Genomic DNA, 9,868 nt, shown 5'->3' on the forward strand with positions numbered 1-9,868 from the left:
ATTCAAGGCTTGGCGGCAAACCTAGAAACTGGATTCTCCCTCGAAGCCTCGACGAATTTCCGATAGCCGTTGTTCCGACCCTCGACTTCGGTGTTCAACGCAGATTGAATTTCTGGGGATTTGCTGAGTCCCCGAAGATATGTGATCATCACATCGTGGTCGCGTATTGTGCCGAGTAGGTCTTGCCAAGATCGGAGACTTACTAGCGGCCTAGGTGGTCTGGAGAATTCGCCCATTTCTAACACGTAACGGAGTTGTTTACCATCTCTCCTAACGGCGTGCAATTCTTCCACCTTAGAGGGGTCCTCCCTTACGATCGGAAGTTCACTAGTGATCTTCGAGCTTAGTCTTCTTACAACTTTGTTGTATCTCTTCTGGAGTATGGGGTCGGAAAGTTCTTTCGGTTTCGCACGAGGTGCCGGATTTTTCTGAACCGACAACGCGAGCTCTTTCGCCTGTTCCAGATGTGATTTACGTGATTTCCTCAAATCCTCTATGAGCCGTCCGTATGCAGGACTCTGCTTGTACATTGATAGTTTCGAGAGGATAATGTCCTGATCTCTCACGCTAGCGTTTGCTTTCATCAGTTTCTTGATGCGAGCCATGGTTTTCTGTGCCTTGGTTTGCTTCCGCGATGTCTTGGGAAGCAAAGCGAAAGCAGCCTGGAGGCGGCGAGTTGCGGTTCGAAGCCTGTGAACGTTCTCGGCGTTTGGATCTCTGAGGTAGGCCTTGACTCTTCGAGTCAGCGCTTTCGCGAATTTATCGTATTCCTTCGCAAAAGAGTCGCGAGTAATCAAGGGAAGGCTGGGTTCGAGATGTGAGACTACTTAGGTTTTCTTCGGCACTTACATGGCGACCTGAAGGTTGAAGGCACCTTCAAGGTCTTCGAGGTCTCTAAGAATATCCTTCATCAGCACCTTTGGAATGTGTTGTTTGCCTTGTGCTATGTGGAGGCGAGGGATACCGCGCTCAGACCTCATGGATAGATGGATGTCTGTCTTTTCTTGGAGTTGAGCAAGTTGTATCAGAACTGAGATCTTCTTGACCATCTCCATGCTTTTCTTGTCTAGGAGGCGCTTGAAGGTCGCCTGAGCCCAATCTATCCTTCGCATTCCATTCGCTCTAGCCACCGACAAGGCCATGATGAGCTGGTCCTGGTGTGACAGTGGACTATCAGCTTCCAAAACAATGTAGAACAGGGTCTCCACATTGTAGATTGGAAGGTCTGGCAAGACGTGATCGAGGGCCTCGGAGAGAATTGTATACTCTCTCTTCGTTAGGTTTCTATGTGATAAGAGGGACTTCGCCAATTTTTCCGGCGCGGATGCCTTTGCTTGTGGTATTTCTTCACGCATCAAAACCTTGTCTACTATTCCTTGGCGGTAGGAGCTTGGGCTCTCAAGGAAGGCCGAGAGTACTCCGTCTCGGAGACCATGTGTACTGACGATAAGTTTGCGGAAGCCGATCTTCTCCATCAGCAAGTGAACTACTAGAGACCCTGCAATGATTGATTGGCTTCTCTCCTGGCCAATTGCGGGATGCTTTCTGATAGTTCTTAGACTCATTCGGCGTAGAGCGCGGTGTACTGATTCCACAGCGTTCTTCTTCATCGAATAATTGTGTAGCTTGTTGAGAGGGTACTCGCGGCGCATCTGGTCATACCTCGCGAGTGCTCGCACGGACCCTCCGACGCCTACGAGGTCAAGGTTTTTCGAAGTTGGCAGATGTTTCTTTTCAGGCAGGAGTTCGAGTATCCGTTTTCGCATCCGTGCATAGTTTTTCCTTGTGTAGGATCCGTCTGGTTTGGCGTAAAGGTCCGTCAGTCTCAGTCCTCCGAGGGGGACTGAGAGGATTTTTCTTATCGTGGGCGCCGAGTAGATGACCATCTCGAGACTTCCTCCTCCAAGGTCGAAGAATAGGCCGACTTGAACGCTGGTTGCGCTCTTGGCTCCTTCGAAAGCGTAAACTGCCTCCTCTTTTTCGGATAAAACTTTGAACTTGAACCCAGTCTCGTAGTATGCTTGTTTAAGGAAGTCCTCTCTGTTCCCCGCTTCCCTTACGGCGCTGGTCGCGACAGGGAGAACATGGTTTGACCGCTCAAGGTCCACGATGGCGCGGTATTGTTTCAGAGCTTTGAGAGTGCGTCGGATGGGTTTGTCTCCGAGGAACCCCGTTTGATCGAGCCCTTCTCCAACCTTTGCCAGGACCGATTGCTGTCCATACGCGACGAATGAATTGTCTCGCCTGACTTCGTAGTTCACCAGTTTTAGCGAGTTGTAGCCTAGGTCTATCACGGAGACTTTCAAACTTGGCTAGGGCCGCCCGTCGTATCTGTTTCACTTCGGCGGAGTCATAATAGTTCTTCTTGGGCTTATCAAGACATACTAGTGATAATTTTTGGCACGAGAAGCCAGCGAAGTTCGCCTGAGATTCGAGGAGTAAACGACGTTATTCGGACTTTTCCTACGCCTCCCTTTTTCAGAACAACTCTGGCATTCGTAGCCCCGATAATCTCCCCTATCATAGAAGTCAGGTAAGGTTCGTGACCTACGAGGATCAGTCTGGAGTTTTGTTCGAGTTTTGCCAGCTTGCGGTAAAGTGCTGCCTTGTTTCCGTCCGGTTTTAGTTCGTCCCATTCTTCAAGTGTCGGGATCTTGAGGATCTTGGCCGCAATTTCAGCTGTCTCTCGCGCCCTTCTCAATGGACTTGTGCAGATTCGATTGGTTTGCAATCCTATTGCCTTCAGTGCCTTCGCTATTTTCTGTATCTCGGCTCGGCCCTCCCGTGTTAGGGGTCGTTCGGAATCCTCATCGACGACTGTCATTCGGTTCCCCGCTTCTCCATGCCTTAGTACGAAAAGGTCGATTTTGATAGGAGGCACTTTCTGTGATGGGAGACGAACCGATGTCGGTGAAGTTGAATTCTTGGTGTCGACTTCTTTGTTGGCTGACAAATCACGTCGTTGTCTCCCGGCTTTCTTGGGTTCTGTCAATTGTCCCTACGGCAGGTTTCCGTGAGTCAGATAAAGTTCAGTAACCACGCCCTCTCCCTCGAAACGATGATGGAATAGTTGGTAAAACTTCCTCAGGCCCTCGGGTTCGGCCGAGAGATCGAATCGATCCTGCTCATACTGTCGGACCATCCTGAGGAGATTGTCAGAAAGATTGCTGAGAAGAAAAGCGTGGGAGATTATCAATTAGTTGGTGAGAAGACCACGTTTCTCGCTGACACATACTTCGACACACCTAACCGCTTTCTCTCGCATCGCAAGTTGAATTTGAGAATACGGACAGACAATCAAGACCGTTGGATCACCATGAAGACACATCCTAGACGAACTCTCTGGGGTGGAATGGTCCGAGCCGAGATGGAGGTTCCCTGGTCGCATGAGACAATTGAAAAAGTGGTTTCCGAGCTGAAAGTCCCACCTCAACCTCCTGGTCCCACGGGGCAGACATCTCCTTCAGACCCGATTGAACTATTGAAGAGCAAAGGCCTATTTCCCATTCAGCATCGAGAAACACAACGGCAGGTGCGGGATGTTACGTTCGGCCCTAAAGGCTCTCTCGTCCTGGCGGAACTAGACATAGACTCAGTGCTCTATGACTTCGACGATCAAAAGATACGCCTCTTCGAGGTCGAAGTGGAGAGTAAGTCCGAGAAGGGCCAGAACGTTGTCAAGAGCGTTACAAAGAGCCTGAAGGGAGAGTATGGCCCGATCCTCCGAAGTTGGCGTCATGGAAAGCTGGCAACCGGAACCGGGATCGCGAAGCTCTTGAAATCGGGAGAGTTACGGCCTCTGATTGATGCTGAAAACCGGCTTCTCCCTGCTGCTTACGATAAGCTCAACAGAATACTCTGAGACGCACGTCGGAGAGAGGTTAGTCTCAGTAATCTTCTTAGCACTCTACACTCACATGATAAGGGGGAGAGTGCTGTTGCTCCGCCCTAGGAGAAGCGAGGCCCTCGCCTCAGTTTTCCTTGCTTTCGTAGCCACTGGCTTGCTCGTCCTCCTGTACGACCTTGACCCGGTTCGGAACTGGACCCTGCTGGTCGGAGTCTGGGCCGGCTCGGAGGCAGTAGTTCTGTACCTCCTCCAAAACCAACGACAGAACGAGAGAGAATTTCAGAAACATCCAGTCAGCTTTCCGAACCCTGAGGGAGGCGGGATTCTCGGCGAATACGTGAACCGTCCTTGGCAGAGTGAGCTCGCCGAATTCGGCCGACGATACCCGAGCAAAAAGGCCAAGAAACAGAAGAAGGATTAGGTCATGGTCCTCCCCCGAGACCAAGCGAGTTGTAGGCATCGCTAGCATGGTGCTCATACTGATCCTTCTCCTGGCCAGAAGCCCACCTCTTCCCTTCCCCGGCTCTGCACCTGGAATATTTCCGCGCAACCCTGGCGGCTCTAACGGATTCGAGCCAGCCTTGATCTTCAGGGGCAATATTTCGGTAACAAATGGAACACCGACGTTCAATCTGACCCTTACGCAATCTCACTCTTACATGTGGAAGTTCAATGTCACGGTGGGTTCTGTGAAGATCAATCTGACTGATCCGAGGACGGGCAGTATCTTTTGGACGGTAGGCCCTCATTCGTCAGGGCAGCGGCATCTTAATGGCACAGGCTTTGTTTCTTTCAACTGGACAGCTCCGGCCTCGACATACTATTCACTCGTTCTCGTAAACCAGAATCTCTCGTCATGGTTATCGAATGTGTTCCTGTACACTTCTGCCTATTCCGTTTGCGACATTGGTGTGTGGGATTTGAATACGCGTGCGGCCTTGCCTATGATCTTCTAGTGACCCTTCCAACACCCTTACCGAGCGAATAGCTCTATTAGGCGCATTAGCCACAGCAATTGTGGTCGAAGATTTTTGAGCGAAGGACTCTCCGTGGGTCGTGTGATGGATGTTCTCCGGAACTGTTACGACCCTGAGATACCCGTCAACATTGTTGATCTCGGTTTGGTCTATGGTGTCGCCATAGATAATGACACTGTGAAGGTTCGAATGACCCTCACAGCCATGGGTTGCCCCGCCAGCGCCTACTTGAGCCATCAGGTCAAAGAACTGATTGAGAAGATGCCTGGTGTAAAGCACGCTGATGTTGACATTGTCTGGGACCCACCTTGGACCCCAGAGAGGATGAGCGCCGCAGCGCGAGAACGTCTCCAGCAGAACCAGGAACAAGTTTCTATCGAGTTCGACCCTGCAAGTTTCAAACCTAGAAAGAAGGGGCACATTGCAAGAAACCCCGACGGAACAATTGTCCTGATAAACGAGGCTAATTCACGTTATCTCGGGAACGATGACATCGCCAGCCTCTGGGAGAAGAGTAACGGAAACAAAACCATCGACGAGTTGACATCTGAACTAGCAGTGGAAAAGAAAGTCTCCCCGGTCGAGATTCGGATGCAGATACTCGAAGTCGTCACTCAGCTGGTCGCGATCGGATTGATCGCTCCTGAGGACGTTGTGGTTCTACCCCTGCACCCTTAGGCGGTCTACCGAAGCCATATCCGTATCTGGCGGCTCATCCTAGCGCATCGGCAATTGTACGATCGTTCTGCAGAAACCTACGATGCTATTTACTCGTTCAAGAACTACGAGAAAGAAGCAGCAAAGCTTCATGAGTTAATTAAGAAACACAAACGTTCCCCGGGCAACAATCTGCTCGAAGTTGCCTGCGGCACAGGCGGCCACATTACCTTTCTGAAAAAAACTACTCGGTCGAGGGACTAGACATCAATCAGCATATGCTGAGACTTGCAAAGAAGAAACACCCTAACATCATCTTCCATCGCAGTGACATGGTCTCGTTCAAGCTCGCCAAACGATTCGACGCAATCACATGCCTATTCAGCGCTATCGGCCGCGTGAAAACCAAACGGAGACTGGGACTTGCGATTCGGAACATGTCCCGACACTTCAAGCCTGGCGGGTCCTAATGCAAGAACCTTGGTTTACCCCTCAACAGTGGCGCAAAAGGTCGATTCATGCTAATTTCGTAGACCAGCCCGAACCTGAAGATCGCTCGTATGAACATCAGTGAGAGGAGGGGGAGGCTATCTGTAATGGACATGCACCGTCTCGTCGCCACGCCAAGACGGGTTGAGCATTTTGTGGAACGACTTGAGTTGGGGCTTTTCACTCAAGACGAATATTTCGACGCGTTTCGGAGTGCGAAGCTTGAAGCAGTTTACGATCTCAAGGGGCTTATGGGCCGTGGGTTGTACATGGGGACTCGCTAGCTGATCATCGGAGAAGGAGGCCCATCTCAACCTCATCGTGATAGCGATGGTCGTCCCCGAAGAATGTCTCTCTTGCAATACCTTCCTTCTTGAAGCCAACTTTCTCATAGACCTTGATAGCCCTATGATTTTCGGCAACCACAGTCAGCCCAATTCTGTGGAACCCTCGTTCCTTCGCCAGCTCGATCGCTTTCTTCATCATCATGGTTCCCAGCCCTAAGTTCTGAAAGTCTTGTTGGATGTAGATGAAAAGTTCCGTGACGCCTTTGCGCCGTTCGTCGGGAATTCTGAATATTTGCAAGTGTCCAACGATCCTCTCGTCCAATCGGGCGATCAGAATGATCCTGTTTGTAAGGTCGGAGGTCCAGCGCTCGATCTTGGCGCGGTCGTAGGGAGGCAAGCCCCACTTGATGGCCTCAGGTGACATGCTGGCATACATGGACACAAGTCCTTCTTTGTCCTCAGGTCGGTATGTCGCGAGCCTAACCCCTCTTCCGTTCTTCAGCGTCACCGGGGTGTCTGAGATAGGTACTCTTGACAATTCTGGTTAGGTTTTCTGCGACATCATGACGATTGTCTGTTTTGGACAGAGAGGTCAGTAGTTCGCGTGCGCTTCGGCCCTCATTGGCTGTTTAACAGTTTCTGATATGGAAATTTCTAGGCCGTCTGGGTCGAGGCATACAGCTAGTTTGACTCCTTCCTGTTCTCGCATCTTTGGTTCCATGACGAATCTCACGCTCTTTGCTTTGAGTTCGCGGTATGTGTTCTCAAGGTCAGTAACCGTGAATCCTATCGTTGATGTTCCTGCGATCATCTCTCTTTGGGCCGACGCGGAGGCGATGCGGGGCTTTGATAGATGAAGCGCGAGCGTCGTTGCTCCGGTTTGGAATTCTGTCCACTCGTTCGTCTTGTATTTGAGGGGCAAGCCGAGAGTGTCCTTGTAGAATCCTACTGATTGGTCCATGTTTGATACTGCGATCATCACGTAGTCAATCTGTTTGAACATGCAAACTCGCCATTCGTGAAGACCGGTCGTGAAGTAAAAGAGTTCCTGTCGCCAACAAGGAATCCTGATCTCATCTAATGCATGGTTTATCCGGATCCTCACATCCGGCTCTTTCAGCAGGGCTAGTATTGCCAGTGTTGACGATGCGTTTGCGAATAGCTCTTGCGTTCTTCTCGATCTACACGATTTGGGGGTCCACTTACCTGGCGATCCGTTTCGCGGTCGAAACATTCCCTCCGTTTATGATGGCCGCAACTCGTTTTCTCATTGCAGGTGGAGTCCTTTACCCTTGGATCCGTTTGAGAGGGGCACCGCGTCCGACTCGGGCCAATTGGAAAGCTGCGACGATCGTCGGGGGGTTTCTGTTGCTCGGAGGCAACGGTGGGGTGACGAAGGCCGAACAAATCGTACCTTCCAGCTTGGCCGCTGTATTGATCACGATAGTTCCAATCTGGATGGCTCTTTTGGAGCTGTTGCGAAAGGATCGTATCGTCCCGACTCGTCACGTCGTTCTCGGCCTAGTCCTAGGCTTCGGTGGGGTTGTTCTGCTAGTTGGACCCGGCAACATCGCCGGTAGTAGTGGATTGAATTCCCCCTGGGCAGGTGTTCTGATATTCACCTCCCTCTCTTGGGCAATTGGGTCGGTCTATTCTAGAACGGCACCTCTGCCGAAGACGCCGTTGCTGGGCAGTGGAATGGAGATGTTAGCTGGTGGAGCCCTTCTCCTGGTGGCGTCAGTGGTCTCTGGAGAATGGGCTGGTTTTCAGCCGGGTAACATATCGCTCCTGTCTCTTGTCTCGTTCATCTATCTGGTTGTATTCGGTTCCCTGATAGCCTTCTCATCCTATGTCTGGCTGTTGACAAAGACTACAACGGCGAGAGCCTCCACCTACGCGTACGTCAACCCAGTCGTCGCCGTCTTGCTTGGCTACTTTCTCGCTGGCGAACAGTTGACGCTTCGAACCCTCCTCGCTTCCTCGGTCATAGTCATCGCCGTAGCTGTGATTACCAACTTCAAATCCAGACAGATTGCTCCCGACGACGATTCATCGCCAAGCTGATTCCCTGTTTCTCTAACAAGTTCTAATTCTTTGTCGGATTGATGGACTCGTCCAATCTAGTCCTGAATGATATCGATTCTGGGGGCGGTTATGTTCGCCATCCTCTCTGTGATATTTGGCAAGAGAGCCATTTTCCACCACTGGCGTGCCCTGTGCTGGCGATGAAGACAGTCAGACAGAAACATGAGGCTTCAAACGAACTTCTATCCCTCTTGAACAAGTTCAGACGCATGGTGAACGAATGCGTGGCTTTTGGAATAGAAGAGAAAATTTCAAGTCTCATGACTCTCTCTTTGAAATCGTATTATCGACTCAGTCCCAATACCCTCAGCTACTACAGACTCGGGGCGATCAGCAGTGCCACCGGAATACTCCGCAACTATCGAAAGGCCAAGAGAAAGAACCCTCGTACCAGCGTTCCATACGCTGGGAAGCTCATGCTCACCACATGTTACGGGTTCAAAATCCAAAAAGATCTTCTCAGACTGCCTCTCAACCCAAGACAATACGTCTATGTTAAGCTGAACAATCACACTCTCCAAGCCCTCTCTGGGCATGACGTTCGCTCGGTCACGCTGACCCCGCATTCGCTCAGCATCAGCTACTCAAGAGAAACGGTCGACATCAAACCGGAGGGATACTTTGGGATAGACCGTAATCTGGACAATGTGACAGTCGCATCAACAGGCCAGACCGTTCGAAGATTCGACATGTCAAAAGCGACCAGGATCAAATCCGATTATCGCTTTGTCAACAGCCATCTCAAGAGAAACGATTCCCGAATAAGAAGAAGAATCCAAGGCAAGTATGGAAGGAAGCAGAGGAACCGTGTCCAGCCACTAATCCACAACGTGTCCAGGAGAGTAGTTGACGATGCCAAGACTGGACGATATGGCATAGTCATGGAGAGGCTTACTGGGATCCGAAGACTCTATCGTAAGGGCAACGGGCAGAGCAGAAACTATCGGGCGAGGATGAACAGCTGGAGCTCTGGAGAGCTGCAACGACAAGTAGAGTACAAGGCGCGATGGGAAGGATTGAAGGTAATCTACGTTCCTGCTAGGAACACTTCCAAGCGGTGCTCAATATGCGGGTACAAGACCCTAGAGAGCACCCAGCGACAACTATGGTGTCCATACTGTGGAGCCATACTAGACAGGGACGAGAACGCGGCCATGAGCCTGGCTGCGGGAGGGCTGAGGTTCAGCCCCAACGGGCCTCCAGGTGAAGCAGTGAAGGGGAACCCGACGCCTACGGTAATCCTCAGAGTCGATGGAGGCAAGTTAAGTCAATCCATCCAACGAAGACTTAACAGAACCCGCGGATTGTTTTTCAACCTCAGCTGCATTGGGATGAGTAGTGAAGCTTCGTATGAAATGAGACTCGCGATACTGACCGATTTCGATGGCACCGTGACCCTCAACGACACGTTCGAAAACGTTCTGGCAGAGTTCGCTCAGGGTGATTGGCGTGTCGTTGACGAGCAGTACGTAAGGGGGGAGATTGGACTAGAGGAGTGCCTCCGAAGACAGGGCGCGATGGTAAGA

13 protein-coding genes are annotated in these 9,868 nt (G+C 51.1%); 8 read left to right on the forward strand and 5 right to left on the reverse strand.

What is annotated here, in order from left to right:
- Positions 1-2 precede the first annotated feature (2 nt).
- The 3 genes from VGS11_03155 to sixA all read right to left on the reverse strand — a co-directional run bounded on the left by VGS11_03155 (position 3) and on the right by sixA (position 2,881).
- Positions 3-797 carry a CHAD domain-containing protein gene (locus VGS11_03155; protein ID HEV2119095.1) on the reverse strand — a complete coding sequence of 265 codons (795 nt, stop codon included), beginning with the start codon at positions 795-797 and terminating at the stop codon, positions 3-5.
- A gap of 48 nt (positions 798-845) precedes the next feature.
- Entirely contained in the window at positions 846-2,306 is a 1,461-nt protein-coding gene (locus VGS11_03160; protein HEV2119096.1) for a hypothetical protein, read from the reverse strand.
- Positions 2,307-2,374: 68 nt separating this feature from the next.
- On the reverse strand, positions 2,375-2,881 hold the full coding sequence (sixA, locus tag VGS11_03165) for a phosphohistidine phosphatase SixA (GenBank protein HEV2119097.1): 507 nt from the start codon (positions 2,879-2,881) through the stop codon (positions 2,375-2,377).
- A 189-nt stretch (positions 2,882-3,070) separates the two neighbouring features.
- Here sixA and VGS11_03170 point away from each other — a divergent pair, with 189 nt between their 5' ends.
- From VGS11_03170 to VGS11_03195, 6 genes are all read left to right on the forward strand, one after another.
- On the forward strand, positions 3,071-3,862 hold the full coding sequence (locus VGS11_03170; protein ID HEV2119098.1) for a CYTH domain-containing protein: 792 nt from the start codon (positions 3,071-3,073) through the stop codon (positions 3,860-3,862).
- A complete protein-coding gene (locus VGS11_03175) occupies positions 3,804-4,268 on the forward strand; it encodes a hypothetical protein (protein HEV2119099.1) in 465 nt (154 codons plus the stop codon). The genes VGS11_03170 and VGS11_03175 overlap by 59 nt, the downstream gene beginning before the upstream one ends.
- A 46-nt stretch (positions 4,269-4,314) precedes the next feature.
- Complete coding sequence (locus tag VGS11_03180; protein HEV2119100.1) at positions 4,315-4,803, forward strand: hypothetical protein; 489 nt, start codon at positions 4,315-4,317, stop codon at positions 4,801-4,803.
- Between the two features lie 75 nt (positions 4,804-4,878).
- Positions 4,879-5,502, forward strand: coding sequence for a PqqD family peptide modification chaperone (locus VGS11_03185; protein HEV2119101.1), 624 nt, complete (start codon positions 4,879-4,881; stop codon positions 5,500-5,502).
- 185 nt (positions 5,503-5,687) lie between these two features.
- Positions 5,688-5,951, forward strand: a complete 264-nt coding sequence (locus tag VGS11_03190) for a class I SAM-dependent methyltransferase (GenBank protein ID HEV2119102.1) — start codon at positions 5,688-5,690, stop codon at positions 5,949-5,951.
- 90 nt (positions 5,952-6,041) lie between these two features.
- On the forward strand, positions 6,042-6,254 hold the full coding sequence (locus VGS11_03195; GenBank protein HEV2119103.1) for a hypothetical protein: 213 nt from the start codon (positions 6,042-6,044) through the stop codon (positions 6,252-6,254).
- Between the two features lie 4 nt (positions 6,255-6,258).
- Here the strand turns inward: VGS11_03195 and VGS11_03200 are convergent, their stop codons facing one another.
- On the reverse strand, positions 6,259-6,795 hold the full coding sequence (locus VGS11_03200) for a GNAT family N-acetyltransferase (protein ID HEV2119104.1): 537 nt from the start codon (positions 6,793-6,795) through the stop codon (positions 6,259-6,261).
- A 54-nt stretch (positions 6,796-6,849) separates the two neighbouring features.
- Positions 6,850-7,260 (reverse strand): VOC family protein, encoded by a 411-nt coding sequence (locus tag VGS11_03205; GenBank protein HEV2119105.1) that lies wholly within the window; start codon positions 7,258-7,260, stop codon positions 6,850-6,852.
- Between the two features lie 134 nt (positions 7,261-7,394).
- Between VGS11_03205 and yedA the strand changes: the two genes are divergently transcribed.
- Both yedA and VGS11_03215 read left to right on the forward strand, forming a co-directional pair.
- Positions 7,395-8,321, forward strand: coding sequence for a drug/metabolite exporter YedA (gene yedA, locus VGS11_03210; protein ID HEV2119106.1), 927 nt, complete (start codon positions 7,395-7,397; stop codon positions 8,319-8,321).
- 161 nt (positions 8,322-8,482) lie between these two features.
- A partial coding sequence (locus tag VGS11_03215) for an RNA-guided endonuclease TnpB family protein (protein ID HEV2119107.1) occupies positions 8,483-9,868 on the forward strand: 1,386 nt, incomplete at its 3' end.

It is taken from the genome of Candidatus Bathyarchaeia archaeon, from assembly GCA_035935655.1.
In the GTDB taxonomy this organism is placed as follows: Archaea; Thermoproteota; Bathyarchaeia; order 40CM-2-53-6; family 40CM-2-53-6; genus 40CM-2-53-6.